Source organism: Janthinobacterium agaricidamnosum NBRC 102515 = DSM 9628 (assembly GCF_000723165.1).
Taxonomy (GTDB): domain Bacteria; phylum Pseudomonadota; class Gammaproteobacteria; order Burkholderiales; family Burkholderiaceae_D; genus Janthinobacterium; species Janthinobacterium agaricidamnosum.
In genome coordinates this window covers 3058177-3081428 of the sequence record NZ_HG322949.1, presented here as the reverse complement: position 1 = coordinate 3081428, position 23252 = coordinate 3058177, and the positions used below count along the sequence as shown (strand labels likewise).

At 61.1% G+C, this 23252-nt stretch carries 23 protein-coding genes; 19 read left to right on the top strand and 4 right to left on the bottom strand.

The features are described 5' to 3' along the window. Positions 1–23: 23 nt before the first annotated feature. On the top strand, positions 24–242 hold the full coding sequence (locus GJA_RS27330; protein WP_144241524.1) for a hypothetical protein: 219 nt from the start codon (positions 24–26) through the stop codon (positions 240–242). 25 nt (positions 243–267) lie between these two features. Continuing rightward, entirely contained in the window at positions 268–651 is a 384-nt protein-coding gene (locus tag GJA_RS26185) for a hypothetical protein (RefSeq protein WP_051780801.1), read from the top strand. A gap of 80 nt (positions 652–731) precedes the next feature. Here GJA_RS26185 and GJA_RS13065 read toward each other — a convergent pair whose 3' ends face one another. The 4 genes from GJA_RS13065 to map form a co-directional block, all read right to left on the bottom strand. Further along, complete coding sequence (locus GJA_RS13065; RefSeq protein WP_081905389.1) at positions 732–1496, bottom strand: flagellar brake protein; 765 nt, start codon at positions 1494–1496, stop codon at positions 732–734. A 193-nt stretch (positions 1497–1689) separates the two neighbouring features. Beyond that, positions 1690–2439 carry a pseudouridine synthase gene (locus tag GJA_RS13060; protein WP_038492955.1) on the bottom strand — a complete coding sequence of 250 codons (750 nt, stop codon included), beginning with the start codon at positions 2437–2439 and terminating at the stop codon, positions 1690–1692. Positions 2440–2474: 35 nt separating this feature from the next. Then, positions 2475–5042: a [protein-PII] uridylyltransferase gene (locus GJA_RS13055; protein ID WP_144241523.1), complete on the bottom strand. Its 2568-nt coding sequence runs from the start codon at positions 5040–5042 to the stop codon at positions 2475–2477. 53 nt (positions 5043–5095) lie between these two features. Beyond that, positions 5096–5902 (bottom strand): type I methionyl aminopeptidase, encoded by an 807-nt coding sequence (gene map, locus GJA_RS13050; protein ID WP_038492949.1) that lies wholly within the window; start codon positions 5900–5902, stop codon positions 5096–5098. Positions 5903–6303: 401 nt separating this feature from the next. Here map and rpsB point away from each other — a divergent pair, with 401 nt between their 5' ends. The 17 genes from rpsB to GJA_RS12965 all read left to right on the top strand — a co-directional run bounded on the left by rpsB (position 6304) and on the right by GJA_RS12965 (position 23249). Then, the gene (gene rpsB, locus GJA_RS13045; protein WP_038492946.1) at positions 6304–7056 is read left to right on the top strand and encodes a 30S ribosomal protein S2; all 753 of its coding nucleotides are present in this window, start codon (positions 6304–6306) and stop codon (positions 7054–7056) included. A gap of 159 nt (positions 7057–7215) precedes the next feature. Further along, positions 7216–8127, top strand: coding sequence for a translation elongation factor Ts (tsf, locus tag GJA_RS13040; RefSeq protein WP_038492944.1), 912 nt, complete (start codon positions 7216–7218; stop codon positions 8125–8127). Positions 8128–8262: 135 nt separating this feature from the next. Then, the gene (gene pyrH, locus GJA_RS13035; RefSeq protein WP_038492941.1) at positions 8263–8979 is read left to right on the top strand and encodes a UMP kinase; all 717 of its coding nucleotides are present in this window, start codon (positions 8263–8265) and stop codon (positions 8977–8979) included. A gap of 55 nt (positions 8980–9034) precedes the next feature. Next, positions 9035–9595 carry a ribosome recycling factor gene (gene frr, locus GJA_RS13030; protein WP_038492938.1) on the top strand — a complete coding sequence of 187 codons (561 nt, stop codon included), beginning with the start codon at positions 9035–9037 and terminating at the stop codon, positions 9593–9595. A gap of 148 nt (positions 9596–9743) precedes the next feature. Next, a complete protein-coding gene (gene uppS, locus GJA_RS13025; protein ID WP_038492935.1) occupies positions 9744–10496 on the top strand; it encodes a polyprenyl diphosphate synthase in 753 nt (250 codons plus the stop codon). Beyond that, positions 10496–11332, top strand: a complete 837-nt coding sequence (locus tag GJA_RS13020) for a phosphatidate cytidylyltransferase (protein WP_038492931.1) — start codon at positions 10496–10498, stop codon at positions 11330–11332. The genes uppS and GJA_RS13020 overlap by 1 nt, the downstream gene beginning before the upstream one ends. Positions 11333–11342: 10 nt before the next feature. Further along, entirely contained in the window at positions 11343–12524 is a 1182-nt protein-coding gene (gene ispC / locus GJA_RS13015) for a 1-deoxy-D-xylulose-5-phosphate reductoisomerase (protein ID WP_038492928.1), read from the top strand. Beyond that, a complete protein-coding gene (gene rseP / locus GJA_RS13010) occupies positions 12524–13891 on the top strand; it encodes an RIP metalloprotease RseP (protein WP_038492925.1) in 1368 nt (455 codons plus the stop codon). The genes ispC and rseP overlap by 1 nt, the downstream gene beginning before the upstream one ends. Positions 13892–14005: 114 nt before the next feature. Beyond that, on the top strand, positions 14006–16342 hold the full coding sequence (gene bamA / locus GJA_RS13005) for an outer membrane protein assembly factor BamA (RefSeq protein ID WP_038492922.1): 2337 nt from the start codon (positions 14006–14008) through the stop codon (positions 16340–16342). Between the two features lie 44 nt (positions 16343–16386). Continuing rightward, positions 16387–16905: an OmpH/Skp family outer membrane protein gene (locus tag GJA_RS13000; RefSeq protein WP_038492919.1), complete on the top strand. Its 519-nt coding sequence runs from the start codon at positions 16387–16389 to the stop codon at positions 16903–16905. Between the two features lie 24 nt (positions 16906–16929). Beyond that, the gene (gene lpxD / locus GJA_RS12995; protein ID WP_038492916.1) at positions 16930–17988 is read left to right on the top strand and encodes a UDP-3-O-(3-hydroxymyristoyl)glucosamine N-acyltransferase; all 1059 of its coding nucleotides are present in this window, start codon (positions 16930–16932) and stop codon (positions 17986–17988) included. Continuing rightward, complete coding sequence (gene fabZ, locus GJA_RS12990) at positions 17985–18470, top strand: 3-hydroxyacyl-ACP dehydratase FabZ (RefSeq protein WP_038492913.1); 486 nt, start codon at positions 17985–17987, stop codon at positions 18468–18470. Before lpxD ends, fabZ begins: the two co-directional genes overlap by 4 nt. Before the next feature lies 1 nt (position 18471). Next, positions 18472–19266 (top strand): acyl-ACP--UDP-N-acetylglucosamine O-acyltransferase, encoded by a 795-nt coding sequence (lpxA, locus tag GJA_RS12985; RefSeq protein ID WP_038492910.1) that lies wholly within the window; start codon positions 18472–18474, stop codon positions 19264–19266. Continuing rightward, complete coding sequence (gene lpxB / locus GJA_RS12980; RefSeq protein ID WP_038492907.1) at positions 19250–20425, top strand: lipid-A-disaccharide synthase; 1176 nt, start codon at positions 19250–19252, stop codon at positions 20423–20425. The genes lpxA and lpxB overlap by 17 nt, the downstream gene beginning before the upstream one ends. A 57-nt stretch (positions 20426–20482) precedes the next feature. Next, on the top strand, positions 20483–21097 hold the full coding sequence (gene rnhB, locus GJA_RS12975) for a ribonuclease HII (RefSeq protein ID WP_038492904.1): 615 nt from the start codon (positions 20483–20485) through the stop codon (positions 21095–21097). Beyond that, entirely contained in the window at positions 21098–21883 is a 786-nt protein-coding gene (locus GJA_RS12970; RefSeq protein ID WP_038492902.1) for a TrmH family RNA methyltransferase, read from the top strand. Positions 21884–22061: 178 nt separating this feature from the next. Further along, positions 22062–23249 (top strand): EAL domain-containing response regulator, encoded by a 1188-nt coding sequence (locus tag GJA_RS12965; protein ID WP_038492899.1) that lies wholly within the window; start codon positions 22062–22064, stop codon positions 23247–23249. Positions 23250–23252 lie beyond the last annotated feature (3 nt).

Sequence of the window (23252 nt, the reverse complement as noted above, 5' to 3'; positions counted from 1 at the left end):
TATTTATTTTTGAGGTTCCCATCATGGCTGCGCCTACAAAAGTACGTTTGAACGCCGACCTGTCTCCCGACGTTGCGTCTGCATTGAAGGACTTGGCCAGGACACAAAACATTTCGCTGGCGCAAGCCCTGAGCCGGGCCATCAGCACCGAATCCGCGCTCGCCAAACGGCGGGCGCAAGGAGCAAAAGTCGTCATAGATGACGGTAACGGCAGGCTGTCCGAACTGGTTTTTGACCGTTAGACCTTGCCTGATCGGAGTTGCAACAATGACTGCCACTGACGACCAAGAGATGTCCCGGCAGACGCTGCCGGACGGCCAGCCTGGAAACAACCCCGATATCGAAGAGAGACTGGACGCCACCGTGGCGGCGGCAACAGATGCGCCCGTGCTCGAAACGCCATCCGAAAAAGGCTACGATCCGTTGCGCTACCAGGACACTACCCGGTCGTATATCGCCTACTGGCTGCTGTCGCTGCTGACGCTCATGGTGCTGGGCGGTTTTGGCATGCTGTTGGCGGTGCCAGCGGTAACCTTCGATAACCTCAAAAGCATACTGGAGCTGGTTTTCGGTCCGATTGTTGCGCTGGTTTCCGCCGCAACCGGCTTTTATTTCGGCGCCCAGCAGCCTGGCGCCGGCAAAAAACCTTAGCCGAAAACATGTACATCTTGCTGCTGCAATAGCGCAAGGCGGGCCGTCATGCTGGATGCGGCCGGGATTCGCATCTTGAATTAACGCACCTTGCGTCCGCTGCCCATCTGATCCAGCAATTGCTGCAAGTCTTGCTGGGCGGCCTCCGACAGGTTCAGGAAACGGCAGCCGATCTGCACTTGTTCGCCCAGCAGGAAGGAACGGAACGAGCGCGACAGGCGGATTTCCAGGTCGGCGATCATGACTTTTTCCGGACCCAGTTCCAGCCGCACGCGCGACAGTTTACGGCCGACGTACAAGCCGGCCGTATCGCGCGGGTGGGCGCGCATGCCGATGCCGCCGACGGAAAAATCATACAGTTGCAATTCGTATGGCCGGCCTTCCAGCACGAACGCGGCCATGTAATACACGCCCAGCGGGGTTTCCAGACGCGCCGATTCGCGCCGTTCCAATACCAGGCAATGGACCGGGAAGTCCGCGCCCAGCAGGGTGGGGCGGTCCGGCAATGATTCCCAGCCGGAGTCGAGCGAAAATTGCAGCTTGGCGCTGTGCACCCACGACACGAAGGTGGCCAGGCCGGGCGGCAAGAAGGTGCCTTCATTCAATTCCAGCACAAAACGCGGCAATTCGTCATCGACCGACAAGATGCGCGCCATCACCGGTTGCGCGCCGTATTCCGGGTAAATCGTCACCGCGTCGCCGCTGTCGGCCAGGCGGCTCAGCGTTTCGCCGATATCCCACGGATCGCTCATGTGATGCGGCTTGGCGCCGGGTTCGATCGGTTCGACCTGGTCGGCAAGGCTAGGCGCGCCCTTGCGCAGAGGATTGGGAATGGGATCGTTCACGACAGCGTATCTCTTTGCTTGGCTTTATTGATGACAAATTATCAAGGATAAACTTCTATCTGGATAGTCTATAGAATTATTGCAGGTTTGGCTTGCTTATTTGCAATATTTGTCTGTAAAGCATGCTCTTCCGGAAATATTTATTGTACCGGTTGCAAGACCGTGACGACAGGGGGGAAGACGCTGGGCAGGATCAGAAATGTTCGTCGGCGCTCAGGTAGCGCCATTGCCCGACCGGCAAGTCGCCCAGCTTGACCTTGCCGATGCGTACCCGCTTGAGGCCGACGACGCGCAGGCCGACCGCTTCGCACATGCGGCGAATCTGGCGTTTCTTGCCTTCGCGTAGCGTAAAGCTGAGCTGGTCTTCATTTTGCCAGCGCACCTTGGCCGGCAGCAGCGGCTTGCCATCCATCCACAAGCCGTGATTCAGGCGCTTCAAGTCGGCGTCCGGCAGCGTGCCGGGCTTGGTGTATTGCACCCGCACCAGGTATTCCTTGTCGATATCGGTATCGTGGCCGATCAATTGCTTGGCGATCCGGCCATCCTGGGTCAGTATCAGCAAGCCGACCGAATCGATGTCGAGCCGGCCGGCCGCTACCAGGCTGCGCAGCTGGGTCGGGTGGAATTGTTCCGGGCTGCGGTCTTCGGCCCAGCGGTTTTCGGCCTTGATCAGCGCAATCGCCGGCGTGTAGCCGTCTTCGGCCTGGCCGCTGACATAGCCCATCGGCTTGTTGATCAGCACCGTCACGCGCTTCGATTGTTCGGCCGCGGCTTGCCGTTCGACCGTCACGTGCTGGCCAGGATATACCTTGCTGCCCAGTTCGGACACCACTTTGCCATCGACGCGCACCCAGCCGCGCGCGATCCATTCATCGGCTTCGCGACGGGAGCACAAGCCCAGTTCGGACATGCGTTTGGATAAGCGTAAGAGTTCTTCTGTCATCAGTCTGTTTCAATTATTAATAAAGATGGCCGGGGTCAGACCTTCAGCGCATCGAGTAAGTCGGTTTCCAGCAAAATCTGGTTGCGGGCATTGTTGAGGGTCGGACCGTCGACCAGGAATACGTCTTCGACCCGTTCGCCCAAGGTCATGATCTTGGCCGTATGCAAGTTGACCTTGTACTTGGTCAATACATTGGCGATCGAATACAGCAAGCCGGTGCGGTCGTTGGCGGCCACCGACAGCAGATAGTATTGCCCGCGTTCATCGGGCCGCAAATCGACCGTCGGCTGGAACGGGAAGGTGCGCGACAGCCGCGACAGGCGGCCCTTGCCGGGCGCCGGCAGCGGCGCCTGCGATTGCAGCAATTCGCCCAGTTCGTGTTCGATCAGGCTGATGATGTCGCGGTAACTGTTGGCGAAACTTTGCTCGGTGACGAGGAACGTGTCGAGCGCATAACCGTTGCGGGTAGTGTGAATCTTGGCGTCGAGAATGCTGAAATTCTTGCGGTCGAAATAGCCGCAGATGCGCGCGAACAGGTCGGACTGGTCGGCCACATACACCGCCACCTGCAAGCCTTCGCCGATCGGCGCCAGCCGGCAGCGCACCACCGGCTTGTCGCTGTCGAGCCGGTCGTACAGCGAGCGGGTTTGCCAGGCGATGTCGGATGCGTCGTGGCGCAGGAAATAAGCGACGTCGAGCTGCTTCCACAATTGCTCATGAGCATCTGGCGGCAAGCCGTACAGGCGCAGCGTGGCCAGCGCCTCTTGCTGGCGGTTTTTCAATTCGCGGTCGGCCGAATGCGGTTCGCCGCCCAGCACCCGCAAGGTGATCTTGTACAAGTCTTCCAGCAGCTTGCCTTTCCACGCATTCCACACCTTCGGACTGGTGCCGCGGATATCGGCCACCGTCAGCAGGTACAGCGCGGTCAGGTGGCGCTCGTCCTTGACGGTCCTGGAGAACGCGGCGATCACGTCCGGGTCGGACAGGTCTTGCTTTTGCGCCACTTGCGACATGCTCAAATGGTTTTCGACCAGGAATACGATCAGCTCGGTATCTTCCGCGCTCATCGCGTGTTCCTGGCAAAACTGCGCCGCATCGACGGTGCCCAGCTTGGAATGGTCGCCGCCGCGGCCCTTGGCGATGTCGTGGAACAGCGCCGCCACGTACAGCAGCCACGGCTGCGAGAAATTGGCCATCAGCTGGCTGCAAAACGGATATTCGTGGGCGTGTTCCGGCATCGTGAAGCGCCGCATATTGCGCACCACCATCAGGATATGCTGGTCCACCGTGTACACATGGAACAGGTCGTGCTGCATCTGGCCGACGATGCGCCGGAAGTTCGGCAGGTAGCGCCCCAGTATGCTCATTTCGTTCATGCGCCGCAGCGCATGGATCACGCCGACCGGCGCCTGCATGATGCGCAGGAACAGCGAGCGGTTGGCCGGATCCTGGCGGAACGCCGCATCGATCTTGAAGCGTTCGTGCCACAACGCGCGGGTGGCGCGCGTGCTCATGCCCTTCAAGGCCGGGTGCTCGGTCATCAGCAGGAAGATTTCCAGCATCGCCGACGGATGTTGTTCAAACGTGTCGTCGGCGGCAATGTCGATCAAGCCGTTGACTTCATTGAAGCGCGGATTGATGACCACCGGCTGGCCCGATTGCGGGAACAGCTGCGCTTCGATATTTTGCAGCATGATGGTATTGAGCTGGGTCACCGTCTTGGCGGCCCAGTAATAACGCTGCATCAGGTATTCGCTGGCGCGGCGCATGTGCGGACCGCTGCCGGTCGCCTGCAAGCCGAGCGATTCGGCCACCGCCGTTTGCACGTCGAACACCAGGCGGTCTTCGCGGCGGCCGGCGTGCAAGTGCAGGCGCACCCGGATATCCTTGAAGGCGCGCTCCTTTTCCATCAACTGGCGCGCCTCGGTCTGGGTAATCAGGCCGCGGGTGGCCAGCGTGCGCCAGGAATTGGCCAGGCCGGCCGCCTTGGCGACCCACAAGATCACTTGCAGGTCGCGCAAGCCGCCCGGACTTTCCTTGCAATTCGGTTCCAGGCTGAACGCCGTGTCTTCATATTTGGCGTGGCGCTGGCGCATTTCGGCCGTCTTGGCCTGGAAAAAGGCTTGCGGATCGAGCGCCGCCTGGTAGCGTTGCTGCAACTCCTCAAACAAGGGCAGGTTGCCGCACACCAGGCGCGCTTCCAGCAAGCTGGTTTGCACCGTGATGTCGGCCTTCGATTCCGTCAGGCATTCATCGACGGTACGGATGCTGTGGCCGATTTCCAGCCCCAGGTCCCACAGCAGCTGCACCAGTTGTTCCAGCTTGTCCCGGGTCGCGTCATCCGGCGCCTGTTGCAGCAAGATCAGCAAGTCGATGTCGGAATACGGAAACAGTTCGCCGCGGCCGTAACCGCCGACGCCGACCAGCGACGTGCCTTCCGGCAAGCCAGCTTCCTGCCACGCGCCCGACAGCACCGCATCGACGCTGTGGCGCAGGCAGCGCAGCAGTTTTTCAGGCTTGCCGTCGAGCTGGAAGGCGCCGATCGCGACTTGCCGGTCGGCCTTTAATTGTCGCTTCAATTGTTCGCGGAGGTTCTGGTTCATCGCGGTGCGCGGCATCCGTGGTGGTAGTGGTAGCGGGGTAAGGTGGCGGAAAATCAGGCGCCGATGATGGCAGGCGGCGCCGGCATCAATGGCGACACGGTCAGCACTTCATAACCGGTCTCGGTGACCAGCACCGTGTGTTCCCACTGCGCCGACAGGCTGCGGTCCTTGGTTTTGATGGTCCAGCCATCGTTCATTTCGCGGATGTCGCGGCGCCCGGCGTTGATCATCGGCTCGACCGTGAAAATCATGCCCGCTTCCAGGCGTTCCAGCGTGCCCGGCTTGCCGTAGTGCAGCACTTGCGGTTCTTCATGAAAAACCTTGCCGATGCCGTGGCCGCAGAATTCGCGCACCACGCTGTAGCCGGCTTTTTCCGCATGTTGCTGAATCGCATGGCCGATATCGCCCAGATGCGCGCCCGGCTTGATCCTGGCGATGCCCAGCCACATGCATTCATAGGTGACTTCGGACAGGCGCCTGGCCAGGATCGACGGCTGGCCGACGAAGAACATGCGGCTGTTGTCGCCGTGGTAGCCATCCTTGATGACGGTGATGTCGAGGTTGACCACGTCGCCGTTCTTCAAGACCTTGTCGCCCGGAATGCCGTGGCAAATCACGTCGTTGACCGAGGTGCAGATGGCTTTCGGATACGGCGTATAGCCAGGCGGGCAATAGTTCAGCGGGGCCGGGATGGTGCCCTGGACGTTGACCATGTATTCATGGCACAGGCGGTCCAGTTCGCCGGTCGTGACGCCGGGCTTGACGAACGGGGTGATGTAGTCGAGCACTTCGGCGCCGAGTTTGCCGGCGACGCGCATGCCTTCGATGTCGGCGGGAGTGTTGATACGGATGGTGGACATGGTGGTGTTCGCAATCAGCTTGGAGCTATTTGGTCTAATCAGTGGGACGGCGCGGGCGGCGGTGGCCAGGCGCGTCGATATGACGAAATTATAAACGACGCGAGGCGCTTGCGTGGCATCCGGCCGGCATCGCGGCACGCCGATTTCACTGCGAATTACCGGGAAACCACGCTTTTTCAGCGGTAATTGGCCGGCATGGCATTATCCTTGCTCGGACGACATGTAATGCTTGCCCCAAGCCTGCTTTTAAGAGTAGAATCTCGGGTTGCTTCAATTTGCTTTTTGAAGCGATGTTGTACAAGCAAGCTTAGCGTGTAAGTAATTTAAATAATGCGAATCCGTTCGACAAGGGTGCCTCTATGGTGACTGAGCGGATTCCAGACCCAACCCTGGAGTTAAACATGTCTGTAACAATGCGTGAAATGCTGGAAGCCGGCGTCCATTTTGGTCACCAAACCCGTTTTTGGAATCCAAAAATGGCACCGTTCATTTTCGGTCACCGCAACAAGATTCATATCATCAACCTGGAAAAAACCATGGCGATGTACCAGGACGCAATGAAGCACGTGCGTCAACTGGCATCGAACCGTGGCACCATCCTGATGGTCGGCACCAAGCGTCAAGCGCGCGAAATCATCGCCGCCGAAGCGCAACGCGCCGGCGTGCCATTCGTCGATCAACGCTGGTTGGGCGGCATGCTGACCAACTTCAAAACGATCAAGACATCGATCAAGCGTTTGAAAGACATGGAAGCGCAAATCGAAGACGGTTCCGTCGAGAAGCTGTCGAAAAAAGAAGCGCTGATGTTCCAACGCGAAATGATCAAGCTGCAAAAATCGATCGGCGGCATCAAGGACATGGGCGGCGTTCCTGACGCAATCTTCGTAGTCGACGTCGGTTACCACAAAGGTGCGATCACTGAAGCGGCTAAACTGGGCATCCCTGTTATCGGCGTTGTCGATACCAACCACTCCCCGGAAGGCGTGAATTTCGTTATCCCAGGTAACGATGACTCCTCGAAAGCCATCATGTTGTACGCCCGCGGTGTTGCCGATGCAATCATCGAAGGCCGTGCCGCTGCCGGTAACGAAGTCGTTGAAATGATCAAGTCGGCAGCTGGCGACGAATTCGTTGAAGTGAGCGAACAAGCGTAATTGCCGGCCTGTCGCAAGACGGGTCTTGTAGCAGATAGCAGTACCGGAAAAGGGGTGGCAGCAGCTCCCCCTTTTTTTTAATGAAAATGGTTTGGGCGCATCGTGCTCGGCATCCCCGGAGCCGCCCCATACCACCCCCACCGAATACAGGAGAAACACATGGCAGCGATTACAGCAGCGATGGTAGGCGAATTGCGCGGCAAAACCGACGCACCGATGATGGAATGCAAAAAAGCACTGACCGAAGCCGATGGCGACATGGCCCGTGCGGAAGAGATCCTGCGCGTCAAACTGGGCGGCAAGGCATCGAAAGCTTCGGCGCGCATCACCGCTGAAGGCGTGGTCGCCACCTACATCGCCGGCGGCGTAGGCGCGCTGGTGGAAGTGAACTCCGAAACCGACTTCGTCGCGAAAAACGACGACTTCCTGGCATTGGCCAATTCGGCCGCACGCCTGGTCGCGGAACACAACCCGGCCGACGTGGCTGCCTTGCTGGCCTTGCCGCTCGATGGCAAGACCCTGGACGAAGTGCGTTCGGCACTGATCGGTAAAATCGGCGAAAACATGTCGATCCGCCGTTTCGTGCGTTTCGAAACCAGCAACAAGCTGGCTTCCTACCTGCACGGTTCGCGCATTGGCGTGGTGGTCGAATTCGACGGCGCCGACGAGCAAGTCGGTAAAGACGTGGCAATGCACATCGCCGCGATGAAACCGGTATCGCTGTCGTCCGAGCAAGTTCCTGCGGAACTGATCGAAAAAGAGCGTTCGGTCGCAAAACTGAAAGCTGAAGAAGATGCCGCCAAGGCGGCTGCCGAAGGCAAACCGGCGCAATCGCCGGAAATCCTGGCAAAACGCCTGGAAGGTTCGGTACAGAAATACCTGAAAGAAGTATCGCTGCTGAACCAGGCTTTCGTGAAAAACGACAAGCTGTCGGTTGAGCAAATGCTGAAAGCCGCTAACACCAGCGTCAAATCGTTCTCGATGTACGTGGTCGGCGAAGGGATTGAGAAGAAGCAAGATGACTTCGCTGCAGAGGTTGCGGCACAAATCGCTGCCTCCCAAGGCGCGTAATACCAAAGCGGGCCGAGAGGCCCGTTTTTTTGGCCCGCGCCGGACCGCCGCGTCCGGCGCCGACATGCCAGCGCTGCGCTTCGTTGCGGCGCCGCATGTCATACTCGAATAAACCTCACTATGGAGCCCCAGCTCATGTCAAAACCAGCCTATAAGCGCGTACTCCTCAAATTGTCCGGCGAAGCCCTGATGGGCGACGACCCGTACGGCATCAACCGCGCCACCATCGAACGCATGGTGGCCGACGTGGCCGAGGTGGCGAAATTGGGTGTGGAACTGGCGATCGTGATTGGTGGCGGTAATATTTTCCGCGGCGTCGCGCCCGGTGCGCAAGGCATGGACCGCGCCACCGCCGACTATATGGGCATGCTGGCAACCGTCATGAACGCCCTGGCCCTCGGCGATGCGATGCGCCATGTCGGCATCACTGCCCGCGTGATGTCCGCGATTGCTATTGAGCAAGTGGTTGAGCCGTATGTGCGCCCGAAAGCGCTGCAATACCTGGAAGAAGGTAAAGTGGTGATTTTCGCGGCCGGCACCGGCAACCCGTTCTTCACCACCGATACCGCGGCCGCCTTGCGCGGTTCGGAAATCAGCGCTGAAATCGTCCTCAAAGCCACCAAGGTGGACGGCGTTTACACGGCCGACCCGAAAAAAGATCCGCACGCCACCCGTTTCGAAACGATCAGCTTCGATGACGCCATTTCCAAGCACCTGCAAGTGATGGACGCCACCGCGTTCGCCTTGTGCCGCGACCAGAAGTTGCCGATCAACGTGTTTTCCATCGTCAAGCCGGGCGCGCTGAAGCGCGTCATCATGGGTGAAGACGAAGGCACGCTGGTGCACGTGTAACAGCGGTTCCGCGTTTACCTTTCACATTATTACCATTTAGACACAGGAGAGCAGCATGTCCTTAGCTGACGTCAAAAAGAATACGCAAGAACGCATGACCAAGTCGATCGAGACCTTGCGCGCCGATCTGGCCAAGGTGCGCACCGGCCGCGCCCACACCGGTATCCTGGACCACGTGATGGTCGAGTATTACGGCAGCCCGACGGCGCTGACCCAGGTCGCCAACGTGACCCTGGTCGACGCCCGCACCATCGGCGTGCAGCCGTATGAAAAGAAAATGGCCGCGACCATCGAAAAAGCCATCCGCGACGCCGACCTGGGCTTGAACCCGTCATCGCAGGGCGACATGATACGCGTGCCGACTCCGCCGCTGACCGAAGAGCGCCGCAAGGAAATGGTAAAACTGGTCAAGAGCGAAGCGGAAGACGCGAAAATTGCCGTGCGCAATATCCGCCGCGACGCCAATGAAGGCTTGAAAAAACTGGTCAAGGAAAAAGCCTGCTCGGAAGACGACGAGCGCCGCTCGTCGGAAGAAGTGCAAAAGCTGACCGACAAGTTCATCGCCGATATCGACCGCATGGTGGTGGATAAAGAAAAGGAAGTGCTGACTGTGTAAGTTAGAATGTAGTACTGCTACGGGGACGAGCCGCCTGGCTCGTCTTTGGCGCCGGGCTGCCGTCAGCATGTCGAATTATCATTTCGACATTGCTGCTTCGGCAGCTTTTTAGCTACTATAGTAACAATTTTATTTGGCATCCGTTTTCATGATCTATTCGAGTTCGACCTCAGCGGTACCCGAAGTCGCCGCAGTGCCGCGGCATGTGGCCATCATCATGGATGGCAACGGCCGTTGGGCCACCAAGCGCTTCCTGCCGCGCGTGGCCGGCCATGCCAAGGGCGCCGACGCGGTGCGCGGCGTGGTCGAGGGCTGTATCGACCGTGGCGTGCAATACCTGACCCTGTTCGCCTTCAGTTCCGAGAACTGGCGCCGTCCGGAAGAGGAAGTGTCGCTGCTGATGCGCCTGTTCGTGACGATGCTGGAGCGCGAAGTGGTACGCATGCACGCCAACGACATCCGCTTGAAGGTGGTCGGCGATTTGTCGCGTTTCAATGAACAGTTGCAAGAATTGATAGCCGACGCCGAACGCAAGACCGCCGACAACACGCGCTTGACGGTGACTATTTGCGCCAATTATGGCGGACGCTGGGACATCATGCAGGCGGTCAACAAAATGACGGCGGCGCAACCTGGCCTCAGCGATTACACCGAAGAACAATTGGCGCCGTATCTGACGATGGCGTATGCGCCGGAACCGGATTTGTTCATCCGCACCGGCGGTGAAGAACGTATTTCGAACTTCCTGATGTGGCAACTGGCGTACACTGAACTGTATTTCACCGATCAATACTGGCCTGATTTCAATATCGACAGCCTCGACGCGGCGATCGCGTCTTACCAGCAGCGCGAGCGGCGTTTCGGCCGCACCAGCGCTCAATTAGTGGAAAAGAATACCTGATGCTGAAAACACGGATAATCACCGCCCTGGTGTTGCTGGCGGTCTTGCTGCCGGTTCTGTATCTCAATAATTTCCCTGCCTTCGCCGTGATCGCGACGCTGTTTTTCGGCGCCGCCGTCTGGGAAAGTTTTCGTATTTTCAAAAATCGCCAGGCGCTGCTGATTGCCGCCGTCTGGACCGCCGCATTCGCGTACACCTTCATGTTTGGCAACGGCTTGGCGCAAGGCAAGTTCTGGTTCGTGCTGTGCTGCGCGATCTGGCTGGTGCGCTTCGTGCCGGCGCTGGGCACCGGCTTGCCGCCGCCCGAAGGGTTGGGCAACATCATGCTGAGCATGGTGTACGCAGTCACCATCGTCGGCTGTTTCGTCGCCATCGTCGCCTTGTTCAAGCAGCATGCGCCGCTGTACCTGCTGTCGGTGATGGCGCTGGTGTGGCTGGCCGATATCGGTGCTTATTTTTCCGGCAAGGCCTTCGGCAAGCGCAAGCTGGCGCCATCGATTTCACCCGGTAAATCCTGGGAAGGCGCGTTCGGCGGCGGTATCATCGTGCTGCTGCTGGCCTCGCTGAGCGTGCTGCTGGCGCCTGCCACTCCCTGGCTGCAAGATACCTTCGCGGTGCGCCTGCAAGCCCATTTCGGCTGGGCTGGCGCACTTGCCATCCTGCTGCTGATCGTCGCCGCCAGCGTCATCGGCGACTTGTTCGAATCGATGCTGAAGCGCCGCGCGGCGATCAAGGATAGCAGCAATTTGCTGCCTGGCCATGGCGGCGTGCTGGACCGTATCGATGCGCTGATCCCGGTATTGCCGCTGGCCGCGCTGATCAGCACCTGGCTCTGAAAGAAATCTCATGCAATACATCACCATTCTAGGCGCCACCGGTTCGATCGGCGTGTCCACGCTGGACGTGCTGGCGCGCCATCCCGAGCGCTACGGCGTTTACGCGTTGACGGCGCATAGCCAGGTCGAACAATTGGCGGCCCAGTGCCTGCAATTCCGCCCGCAACGCGCGGTGGTCGGCAGCGCCGACGCGGCCGCCCGTTTGCAGGTGTTGCTGCGTGAACAGGGCGTGACGACCGAAGTGGAATATGGCGAAGCCGCGCTGTGCGCGGTGGCCAGTGCGCCGCCGGTGAGCGCCGTGATGGCGGCCATCGTCGGCGCGGCCGGCCTGGCGCCCACGCTGGCTGCGGCCCGTGCCGGCAAAAAAGTATTGCTGGCGAACAAGGAAGCGCTGGTGATGTCCGGGCAATTGTTCATCGACGCCGCCAACGACCATGGCGCGGTGATCTTGCCGATCGATAGCGAACACAATGCGGTATTCCAGTGCTTGCCGCAGGGTTATGCCCGCGTGGCGGGCGCGGCCGGCATCACCAAGATCTTGCTGACCGCGTCCGGCGGGCCGTTCCTGACGCGCGACGTGGCCACGCTCGACGCGGTGACGCCGGAGCAAGCCTGCAAGCATCCGAAGTGGGTCATGGGCCGCAAGATCTCGGTTGATTCCGCGACGATGATGAACAAGGGGCTGGAAGTGATCGAGGCGCACTGGCTGTTCGGCGCGCCGGCGGCGCAGATCGACGTGCTGATCCATCCGCAAAGCGTGGTCCATTCGATGGTCTCGTATGCCGACGGCTCGGTGCTGGCGCAATTGGGCAATCCCGACATGCGCACCCCGATCGCCCATGCGCTGGCGTATCCGGAGCGCATCGCTTCCGGCGTCGAGGCGCTGGACTTGACGGCGATGGGCGGCTTGCATTTCGAGCGTCCCGATTTCAAGCGCTTCCCGTGCCTGGCATTGGCTTTCGACGCGTTGAACGCGGGCGGCACCGCGCCGGCCTTGCTGAACGCCGCCAATGAAGTGGCGGTGCAAGCCTTCCTCGACCTGAAGATCGGCTTCCGCCAGATCGACCGGGTGATCGCCCATGTGATCGAGACCGTGCCGCACGGCCCGGCCGCCAGCATCGACGCCGTGATGGCCCAGGACGGCCTGGCGCGCGCCGCCGCCGAACGTTATATCGCGACCCGGCTGGCCTGATGACGCTGCTCAGCACATTACTGGCGTTCGCCATCGCGCTCGGTTCGTTGATCATCATTCACGAACTGGGCCATTATTGTGTGGCGCGGCTGTGCGGCGTCAAGATCCTGCGCTTTTCGGTCGGCCTGGGCAAGGTGGTGTATTCGCGCCGTTTCGGCCCGGACCAGACCGAGTGGGCGATTTCGGCGCTGCCGCTGGGCGGCTACGTCAAGATGCTGGACAGCCGCGATCCCGAACTGGTCTTGAGCGGTCATGATCTGGCGCGCGAATTCACCCGCCAAAGCGTGTGGAAGCGGTTTGCCATCGTCGCGGCCGGACCGCTGACCAATTTTTTGCTGGCCATCGTGCTGTTTGCCGGCCTGTACATGCATGGCATCGCCGAGCCGTCCAGCAAGGTCGGCCCGCCGCCGCCGGCGTCGGCGGCGTTCCAGGCCGGCCTGCATGGCGGCGACACCGTCACCGCGCTGAATGGCAAGGCAGTCGCCGGCTGGGGCGATTTGCGCTGGCAAATGATCGCTGCCACGCTCGACAAGCGCGACGTGCGGCTGGACGTCGAACGTCCCGGCCGCGGCCGCCAAAGCCTGCTGCTGCCGGTCGGCGCGCTGGCCGGTCTCGACCTGGAAGGCGACCTGCTGGGCCAGGCCGGCATCGTGCTGGCGCGCCCGCTGCCGGTGCTGGGGCAGGTCATGCCGGGCGGGGCGGCCGCATTGGCCGGCTTGCGCAGCGGCGACCTGATCCTGGCGATCGACGGCCGGCCGGTGGCCGACGGCATCGCCTTCATCGAACGGATCCGCGCCGCCAACGGTGCAACGCTGCAAGTGGCGCTGCGCCGCGACGGCCGCGACCTGCTGCTGCCGGTGACGCCGGTGGTCGAATCCGAGCCTGTCGACAAGCCGGGAAAACCAGCTGTAACAGTTGGTAAGATCAAGGCGGAAGTGGCGCTGGCGCCGGATATGATTACCGTGGCCTCCAGTGCGCCGGTCGCGCTGGGCAAGGCGGCCGCCAAGGTATGGGACACCAGCATCACCAGCCTGAAAATGATGGGCCGCATGCTGACCGGGCAAGTGTCGCTGAAGAATGTCACGGGGCCGATCACCATCGCCGATTATGCCGGGCAGACCGCGCGCATCGGCCTGGTAAGCTACCTGAGTTTCATCGCCTTTGTCAGTATCAGTCTGGGCGTGATGAATTTGCTACCCATTCCGGTTCTAGATGGCGGACATTTGCTGTATTATTCGCTGGAAGTTTTGACCGGACGCCCGGTGCCGGAGCGTATCGGCGAAATTGGCCAGCGCCTCGGACTGTGGCTGGTGATGGCCTTGATGGCGCTGGCCATCGTTAATGACGTGGTGCGGCTGCTGACGTGAGCGCCGATTGTAAAGCGTAAAACGCGGCGGTAAACGCCGCGTTAGCAGTATTCAGGGGCGCGCAGGCATTCTTTATGTGTATGTTGTCCAATGATCCATCCAATGATTTAGCCAATGAAATTACATTCTGATCGTAGCACCTTGCCATCCTTTCGCCTCAGCCTGATCGGCGCCGCCGTCATGGCCTTCTGTGCCGGCCAGGCATTGGCCGTCGAGCCTTTTACCGTCAAGGATATCCGCGTCGAAGGGATACAGCGCACCGAGGCTGGCACCGTGTTCAGCTACCTGCCGGTGCGGGTAGGCGAAACGTTTTCGGATGAGAAGAGCGTCGCCGCCATCAAGGCGCTGTACGCCACCGGCATCTTCAAGGACGTGCGGCTGGAAGTGGACGGCGACGTGCTGGTGGTACTGGTCGAAGAACGTCCTGCGATCGCCGCGGTCGATTTCACCGGCACCAAGGAATTTGAGAAGGACATGCTGGTCAAGGCATTGAAGGAAATCGGCGTCGGCGAAGCGAAGATCTTCGACAAGGCGTCGGTCGAGCGCGCCGAGCAGGAGTTGAAGCGCCAGTACCTGTCGCACGGCCTGTATGGCGTCAAGATCACCACCACCGTCACGCCGATCGAGCGCAACCGCGTCAACGTGGTGTTTGCCGTCGACGAAGGCGAAGTGGCGCGCATCAAGCAAATCAATATCGTCGGCAACAAGCATTTCTCGGACAAGGAATTGCGCCAGCAACTGGCGCTCAATACCGGCGGCTGGTTCAGCTGGTACACCAAGGCCGACCAGTATTCGAAGACCAAGCTGACCGGCGACATCGAGTCGCTGAAATCGTTTTACCTGAACCGCGGCTACATCGAGATGCAGGTCGAATCGACCCAGGTGTCGATCACGCCTGATAAAAAAGACATCTACCTGACCATCAACATCAATGAAGGCGAAAAGTACAACATCGCCGGCATCAAGTTCGAAGGCGAGATGTTCGGCCGCGAAGAGGAATTGAAATCGCTGAGCCTGTTGAAGACCGGCGACGTGTATTCGGGCGAAATGCTGACCGCCACCAACAAGCGCATTTCGGACCGCCTCGGCACCTTCGGCTATGCGTTCGCCAACGTCAATGCGAACCCGGACATCAACCGCGAAAAACGCGAAGTGTCGTTCACCTTCTTCATCGATCCGGGCAAGCGCGTGTACGTGCGGCGCATGAATATCTCGGGCAACACCACCACCCGCGATGAAGTCATCCGGCGCGAATTCCGCCAGTTCGAATCGTCCTGGTACGACAGCAACAAGATCAAGCTGACCCGCGACCGGGTCGACCGCCTCGGTTATTTCAAGGATGTCACCATCGACACGCCGGAAGCGCAGGGCACCAGCGACCAGGTCGACGTCAACCTGGCGGTGGTGGAAAAACCGACCGGTAACTTCCTGATCGGCGGCGCGTTCTCGCAATCGGAAAAATTCACGCTGTCGGCGTCGATTTCGCAAGCCAACTTCGCCGGTAGCGGCAATACCGTCGGCATCGAAGTCAACACCAGCCATTTCAGCCGCACCATCGCGTTTTCGCAACTCAATCCGTATTACACGGACGATGGCGTGTCGCGCGAATTCTCGATCTACATGCGCACCACCGAGCCGCCGGCGCTGAACATCGGCAGCTACAAGATCAAGCAGAACGGCGGCCGGGTCAGCTATGGCGTGCCGTTCTCGGAAGTCGATACGATCTTCTTCGGCATCGGCGCCGAGATCACCACGCTGGAAACCGATATCACCAGCCCGATCCGCTTCAAGCAGTATGTGATGGACAACGGCGGCCCGTCCGACGGCGTCGGTTCGGCCAAGACCCATGCGATTCCGCTGACCGCGGCCTGGCAGCGCGACAGCCGCGACAGCGCGCTGACGCCGTCGGTCGGCCGCTACCAGCGCGCCAACGTGGAGCTGGACGTGATCGGCGACCAGAAATACTACCGCGCCGTGTATGAGCACCAGTGGTTCCGTCCGATTACCCGCAATATCACGCTGGCCCTGAAGGGCGAGTTCGATTATGGCCACGGCATCGGCAACCACGTCTATCCGGTGTTCAAGAACTTCTACGGCGGCGGCATCGGTTCGGTGCGCGGCTACCTGAGCTCGTCGCTGGGCGTGGTCGATCCATCGACCAACGATGCGCTGGGCGGCGCTTCGCGCCTGATCGGCAACGCCGAACTGCAGATGCCGTTCCCGGGTTCGGGCAACGACCGCAGCCTGCGCTGGTTCGGTTTCCTCGACAGCGGCCAGGTGTACCAGGAAGGGCAAAAGATGCGCGCGTCGGAATTGCGCTATTCTACTGGCCTGGGGATCAGCTGGATTTCCCCGGTCGGCCCGCTGAAACTGAGCTACGCCAAGCCGCTGAACGCCAAGCCGGGTGACCGCCTGGAGCGCTTCCAGTTCCAGATGGGTACCGGTTTCTGATTGGCGGCGCCGCGCATTTTATATTTAGACCACGGAGAATCAAGTTGAAAACCGTATCCGCTACCCTGCCAAAGTACCTTGCGGCGCTGGCCCTGATCTGCGGATCAGTGCTGACCGCGCAAGCCCAGGCGCAAGAATCCCGGATCGCCTGGCTCAGCATCGACCGCATTTACAACGAGTCGAAGCAAGCCAAGCTGGCCAGCGAAAAACTGGCCGAGGAATTCAAGGTGCGCGAAAAGAGCATGCAGGATTTGAATGCGCGCCTGAAAGCGGCCAGCGAAAGCCTGGAAAAGGACATGCCCACGCTGAGCGAGGCCGACCGCGTCAAGCGCCAGCGCGAATACTTCGAGCTGGACAAGGAATTCAAGCGGCGCGACCGAGAATTCCGCGAAGACCTGGCGCAGCGCACCAATGAAGAACGCGAAGTGGTGTCGAACAAGGCCATCAAGATCATCAAGGAAATGGCGGCCGTCGATGGCTTCGACATCGTGCTGTACGATGCGGTGTGGGCCAACCCGCGCATCGACATCACCGACAAAGTGCTGAAAGCGCTCGATAAATAAGTTTTAACAGATTGGAACCACCAGATGGGCACTCGACTAGGAGAATTGGTCGAACGCTTCGGCGGTGAGTTGACGGGCGATCCTGACCTGGAAGTATCCGGGATCGCACCGCTGACCGACGCCGGCGCTTCGCACATCAGCTTTCTCAGCAATAGTAAATTCCGCGGCCAGGCCGTGGCCAGCCGCGCCGCCGCGCTGATCCTGTCCGCCGCCGACGACGTCGTCATCGGTGCGCAGTATCCGGGCAGCCGTATCGTGGTGCCGAACCCCTACGTGTATTTTGCCCGCGCCGCGCAATATTTCGCCGCGCTGGACGAAGTGCGCGCGCCGGTTGGCATCCACGCCAGCGCGTGGGTCGACGCCGGCGCGACGGTGCACCCGAGCGCCTCGGTCGGCCCGCGCGCCGTGATCGAGGCGGGCGCCGTGATCGGCGCCGGCTGCCTGATCGGCCCCGGCTGCGTGATCGGCCGCGACGCGGTGATCGGCGACGGCACGCAGCTGTTCGCCAACGTGACCTTCCATGCGCGCTGCGAAATCGGCAAGCGTGGCATCATTCATTCCGGCGCCGTGATCGGCACCGACGGTTTCGGGTTCGCCAACGAGGGCGGGGTCTACATCAAGATCCCGCAAACCGGCCGCGTGATGATAGGCGATGACGTCGATATCGGCGCCAACACCACCATCGACCGCGGCGCGCTGGCCGATACCGTGATCGAGGATGGCGTCAAGCTGGATAACCAGATCCAGATCGGCCATAACTGTCGCATCGGCGCGCACACGGCGATGGCCGGCTGCGTCGGCGTGGCCGGCAGCGCCATCATCGGCAAATACTGCACCTTCGGCGGCGCCGCGATGGTGCTGGGCCACCTGACCATCGCCGACCGGGTCCACGTCGGCTCGGGCAGCATGGTGTCGCGCTCGATCGCCGAACCGGGCCAGTACACCGGCTTTTATCCGCTGGCGAAAAACGCCGACTGGGAAAAATCCGCCGCGATAGTACGCAATTTGTCGACGATGCGCGATAAAATTCGCGCGCTGGAAAAAACGATTAAAACACTGACGATTCAAGACGAACAAACATGACGACAACAGAAAAAAAATCCCTGGACATTCAGCAAATCAAGCGATTGCTGCCGCACCGCTATCCGATGCTGCTGGTGGACCGGGTGCTCGATTACGAGCTGGGCAAGCGCATCACTGCCATCAAGAACATTACCGCCAACGAAGAATTTTTCAACGGGCATTTCCCGCACAAGCCGGTGATGCCAGGCGTGCTGATGATCGAAGCGCTGGCGCAGACCGCCGCGCTGCTGTCGTTCCTGACCATGGGCATCGAGCCGGATGAAAATTCGGTGGTGTACTTCGTCGGCATCGACAGCGCGCGCTTCAAACGTCCGGTCGAGCCGGGCGACCAGTTGAAGATGGACGTCGAGATCCTGCGCGTGTCGCGCGGCATCTGGAAATACAAGGCGTCAGGAACGGTTGACGGCGTGGTCGCGCTGGAAGCCGAATTGATGTGCACCGTACGCAGCACCGATGCGGCCACTTTGCCGATGGGACAGTAACATGACGACGGCACTGATCCATTCCACCGCCGTGATCGACCCGAAAGCCGAACTGGATAGTTCGGTGCGGGTCGGTCCGTATTCCATCATCGGTCCGAATGTGCGCATCGGCGCCAATACCAAGGTTGGTCCGCATGTGGTGATCGAGGGGCACACCACGATCGGCAGCGACAACGACTTTTTCCAGTTTTCGTCGATCGGCGCCGCGCCGCAAGACAAGAAATGGGCCGGCGAACCGACCCGCCTCGAAGTCGGCGACCGCAACACCATCCGCGAATTCTGCACCTTCAACACCGGCACCGTGCAGGACGCCGGCGTGACCCGGCTCGGCAACGACAACTGGATCTCGGCTTACGTCCACCTGGCGCATGATTGCCAGGTCGGCAGCAACACGATTTTCTCTAACAATGCGCAACTGGCGGGACATGTGCATATCGGCGATTGGGTGATCCTGTCCGGCTTCGTCAGCGTGCATCAGTTCTGCAAGATCGGCGCGCACGCTTTCGTCGGCATGGGCACCACTTTAACCCAGGATGTGCCGCCATTCGTGCTGTTGTCGGGTAATCCGGCGGCTGCCCACGGCGTCAATACCGAGGGCTTGAAGCGGCGCGGATTCAGCCGCGCGCAGATCGATGCGATCCGTTCCGCCTATCGCTCGATCTACCGCTCCAACCTGACGCTGGAAGAAGCCAAGGCGGCCTTGTTCGAAGACGAACAGGCTAATGCCGAAGCGGCCCCGCACATCCGCGCGATGCGCGAATTTCTCAGTGAGGCGGCACGTGGCATCGTCCGCTGACGTCGGCGGCCTGAGGGTCGCAATGGTGGCCGGCGAAGTGTCGGGAGACTTGCTGGCCAGCCGCTTGCTGTCGGGTTTGCGGCCGCATTTGCCGGATGCGTATTTCCACGGCATCGGCGGCCCCAACATGGCGCAGCAGGGCTTTGTGTCGGATTGGCCGCTGGAGCGCCTGACGGTGCGCGGCCTGTTCGAGATCATCCCGCGCTACCGCGACATCAAGGGCATCCAGAATACGCTGCGCGACCAGTTGCTGGCCGAGCGGCCGGCGGTGTTCATCGGCGCCGATTATCCGGGTTTTAACCTCGGCCTGGAAATGCAGCTGAAGGCGGCCGGCATCCCGACCGTGCATTACATCGGGCCGCAGATCTGGGCCTGGCGCGGCGGCCGCATCAAGAAAATCATCAAGGCGGTGTCGCACATGCTGGTGATCTTCCCGTTCGAGGAAGAGATTTACCGCAAGGCCGGCGTGCCGGTCACGTATGTCGGGCATCCGCTGGCCGGCGTGATCCCGCTGCAGCCCGACGAGGCGGCGGCGCGGCGCGCGCTCGGCTTGCCGGAAGACGCGAATGTGGTGACGCTGATGCCGGGCAGCCGCATGAGCGAGCTGAAATACAATACCGCCGCCTTTGTCGGCGCCGCCAGGCTGTTGCGCGAGCGCGATCCCTCGTTGCGCTTCATTGCGCCGATGGCCGGCGAAAAGCAGCGCCAGTACTTTTTGCAGCTGGTCGAGACGGCTGGCTTGCAGGACGTCGAGATCCAGCTGGTCGACGGCCAGTCGCATACCGCCATCTGCGCCGCCGACGCGGTGCTGGTGGCGTCCGGCACGGCGTCGCTGGAAGTGGCGCTGTTCAAGAAACCGATGGTGATCGCCTACAAGATGATGGCGGCCGAATGGCAAATCCTGCGCCACTTCAATTACCAGCCATGGATCGGCATGCCGAACATCCTGGCGCGCGAATTCCTGGTGCCGGAAATGCTGCAGGACGCCGCCAGCCCGCAAGCGCTGGCCGACGCCATGTGGTCTCAGCTGAGCGATGTGCCGGGTCGGCTGCGGCTGGTGCAGCGTTTTACCGACATGCACCACAGCCTGCTGCGCGACAGCGTGCGCGACAGCGCGGCCGCGGTGCTGCAAGTGATCGAATCATCCCGGCGCCGCTAAACCGGCGGCGCATGCGCCATCGGTGCGTCAACAAGGCACTTAATCTGTGAAAAATCTGTGAAAAACCTGTATCCCGGCTTGTTCGACGACTTGCCATTCTCCCTCGATGAAATCATTTGCGGCGTCGACGAGGCCGGCCGCGGCCCGCTGGCCGGGCCGGTGTTCGCCGCCGCCGTGATCCTCGACCCGCAACGCCCGATCGACGGCTTGCGAGACTCGAAAAAACTGAGCGCGGCCAAACGCGACCAGCTGGTTCCGCTGATCAAGCAGCATGCGCTAGCGTGGGCCATCGCCGAATGTTCGGAAGCTGAAATCGACGCATTGAATATCTTGCAGGCCACCATGCTGGCGATGCGCCGCGCCGTCGAAGCGCTGGCCACCGTGCCGACGCTGGCCCTGATCGACGGCAACCGCTGCCCGGTGATGGGCATCCGCAGCATGGCCATCGTCGAAGGCGACGACAAGGTCGATGCGATTTCAGCCGCGTCGATCCTGGCCAAGACCGCGCGCGACGCCGCGCTGATGGTGTTGCACGACACCTATCCGCAGTATGCGTTCGACCAGCACAAGGGTTATCCGACCGCGCTGCACCTGGCGCGCCTGCGGGAGCACGGCGTGTCGCCGGTGCACCGCCGTTCGTACGCCCCGGTGCGTAAATTGCTCGGGGTGTAAATGAAACTGATTTCTTCGCGCGACAATGCGCTGTACAAGGAATTGAAGAACCTGGCCGGCAGTTCGCAGGCGCGGCGCAAGCTGGGCCGCAGCCTGCTGGACGGCGTGCACCTGTGCCAGAGCTACCTGCAATTGCGCGGCCTGCCGCCGCAATGCATCGTCAGCGACAGCGCGCTGCGGCACCCGGAGGTGGCCGATATCGTGGCCCGGTGCGAAGCGGGCCGGGTGGCGTGCATCGCCATGCCGGATGCGCTGTACGGCGCGCTGAGTCAGGTCGAACACGGCGTCGGCATCCTGTTCGTCATCGAAACGCCGCAGCGCGACGTCAGCGCACCGTTGGCACAGTCGGCGGTGCTGCTGGATAACCTGCAAGACCCGGGCAATGTCGGCTCGATCCTGCGCAGCGCTGCGGCGGCTGGCATCAAGCAAGTCTATTGCAGCGGCGGCACGGCGTTTTGCTGGTCGCCGAAAGTGCTGCGGGCGGCGATGGGCGCGCATTTTGTGCTCGATATTTTTGAAAACGTCGACCTGGCCGCGCTGGTCAGGGCGTCCGGCGTGGCCGTGCTGGCCACCAGCGGTTATGCCGAGCAGCGCCTGTACGACGTCGACCTGCGCCAGCCGGTGGCGTGGCTGCTGGGCCATGAGGGGCAGGGCGTGGCCGACGATTTACTGGCGCTGGCGACGCACCGCGTAGTGATTCCGCACCTGGGCCAGGTCGAGTCGCTGAATGTCGCGGCGTGCGCGGCTGTTTGCTTTTTTGAGCAATTAAGGCAAAATCAGTCTTAATAGCGCCAGACAAAACGCCCATGGCGGCGTTGCATCGCCTTGCCGACCACTCGTGCTGTCCGCGGCGATGCGCCTTGTCCTGAACGTTTTGTCCGGCGCTCCAGGCTCATTTTTAAAAGTTCAGCCGGCTTATTTTTTTTGCCTCAGGGCTCAAACCCCGCCCGATAATGGAGCAGCGATGGATATCGCGCAATTGCACTTCCTGGTGGCCGAAGCCGATCCGCTGCAACGCGGCGCGCTGCTGGCCATGCTGGCGCACCTTGGCGCCACGCGCGTCACGGCGGTCAACGACGGTGATGCGGCGCTGGCCGCGTTCGAGGCAGGCGCGGTCGATATCGGCATACTCGACCTGGAATTGCCCGGCGTCGACGGCCTCGACCTGATCCGCCGCCTGTCGGAGGCGTCTTGCCGCGCCGGCATCATCGTGCTGGGCGCGCAAAATGCGTCGGTGCTGTTTTCGGTCGAAACCATGGCGCTGGCCTATGGCGTCGACATGCTGGGCACTATCGCCAAGCCGGCCGGCTGGCAAACGCTGGGCGCGCTGATCGCCAATTACCTGCCGCCGGAAGCATCGGCGCTGTCCCAGCCGCCGCAGCGCTTCACGTTTGCGCAAGTGGGACTGGGCTTGCAGGCGCGCCAGTTTGAACCGTTTTTCCAGCCCAAGATCGAATTGGCGACCGGCCAGGTCAAGGGCCTGGAAATGTTCGCCCGCTGGCTGCATCCGCAGCACGGCACGCTGGGACCGTCGTCCTTCATCGATGCGCTGCAACAGCAGGACCGGCTCGATTTCCTCGACTGGAGCATGATCGAGAAATCGGTCGCCGCCTGCCGGCTGTTGCACGACCAGAATATTCCGATCTCGATCGCCATCAACGTCGCGCCGCACACGCTGGTGCAGCCGCCGTTCATGGCGCAGATTGCCGCGTGCCTGGAGCGGCACCGCATCATGCCGGACTACATCACCTTTGAAATTCCGGAGTCGGCGGTACTGAGCTCCGAACCGCATTTCCTGGAGCGGCTGCTGCGTTTGCGGATGCAGGGTTTTGGGCTGGCGATCGACGATTACGGCACCGCGCGCTCCAATTTGCAGTTGCTGGCGCGCATACCGTTCACCGAACTGAAGATCGACCGCAGCTTCGTCGACGGCGCGTCGAAAAAACGCGCGCTGGGCACCGTGCTCAGTTCCTGCCTGGGATTGGCGCGCAGCCTGGACCGGCGTTCGGTGGCGGTCGGCGTGGAAACCCGCGAAGACTGGGATTTCCTGCAAAACCTGGGCTGCACCTACGCCCAGGGCTATTACATCGCCAAGCCGATGCCGGTCGAAGAGTTCCCCGCGTGGCTGGCCGACTGGCGCCAGTTTTTCTAAAAA

Excerpts from the sequence above, each read along its gene's own strand:
- ispC (WP_038492928.1), top strand. The coding sequence starts at position 11,343 with ATGCAATACATCACCATTCTAGGCGCCACCGGTTCGATCGGCGTGTCC.
- pyrH (WP_038492941.1), top strand. The coding sequence starts at position 8,263 with ATGTCAAAACCAGCCTATAAGCGCGTACTCCTCAAATTGTCCGGCGAA.
- GJA_RS27330 (WP_144241524.1), top strand. The coding sequence starts at position 24 with ATGGCTGCGCCTACAAAAGTACGTTTGAACGCCGACCTGTCTCCCGAC.
- frr (WP_038492938.1), top strand. The coding sequence starts at position 9,035 with ATGTCCTTAGCTGACGTCAAAAAGAATACGCAAGAACGCATGACCAAG.
- tsf (WP_038492944.1), top strand. The coding sequence starts at position 7,216 with ATGGCAGCGATTACAGCAGCGATGGTAGGCGAATTGCGCGGCAAAACC.
- GJA_RS12970 (WP_038492902.1), top strand. The coding sequence starts at position 21,098 with ATGAAACTGATTTCTTCGCGCGACAATGCGCTGTACAAGGAATTGAAG.
- rpsB (WP_038492946.1), top strand. The coding sequence starts at position 6,304 with ATGTCTGTAACAATGCGTGAAATGCTGGAAGCCGGCGTCCATTTTGGT.
- GJA_RS13055 (WP_144241523.1), bottom strand. The coding sequence starts at position 5,042 with ATGAACCAGAACCTCCGCGAACAATTGAAGCGACAATTAAAGGCCGAC.
- map (WP_038492949.1), bottom strand. The coding sequence starts at position 5,902 with ATGTCCACCATCCGTATCAACACTCCCGCCGACATCGAAGGCATGCGC.
- lpxD (WP_038492916.1), top strand. The coding sequence starts at position 16,930 with ATGGGCACTCGACTAGGAGAATTGGTCGAACGCTTCGGCGGTGAGTTG.
- GJA_RS26185 (WP_051780801.1), top strand. The coding sequence starts at position 268 with ATGACTGCCACTGACGACCAAGAGATGTCCCGGCAGACGCTGCCGGAC.
- GJA_RS13060 (WP_038492955.1), bottom strand. The coding sequence starts at position 2,439 with ATGACAGAAGAACTCTTACGCTTATCCAAACGCATGTCCGAACTGGGC.
- rseP (WP_038492925.1), top strand. The coding sequence starts at position 12,524 with ATGACGCTGCTCAGCACATTACTGGCGTTCGCCATCGCGCTCGGTTCG.
- bamA (WP_038492922.1), top strand. The coding sequence starts at position 14,006 with ATGAAATTACATTCTGATCGTAGCACCTTGCCATCCTTTCGCCTCAGC.
- GJA_RS12965 (WP_038492899.1), top strand. The coding sequence starts at position 22,062 with ATGGATATCGCGCAATTGCACTTCCTGGTGGCCGAAGCCGATCCGCTG.
- GJA_RS13020 (WP_038492931.1), top strand. The coding sequence starts at position 10,496 with ATGCTGAAAACACGGATAATCACCGCCCTGGTGTTGCTGGCGGTCTTG.
- fabZ (WP_038492913.1), top strand. The coding sequence starts at position 17,985 with ATGACGACAACAGAAAAAAAATCCCTGGACATTCAGCAAATCAAGCGA.
- uppS (WP_038492935.1), top strand. The coding sequence starts at position 9,744 with ATGATCTATTCGAGTTCGACCTCAGCGGTACCCGAAGTCGCCGCAGTG.
- lpxA (WP_038492910.1), top strand. The coding sequence starts at position 18,472 with ATGACGACGGCACTGATCCATTCCACCGCCGTGATCGACCCGAAAGCC.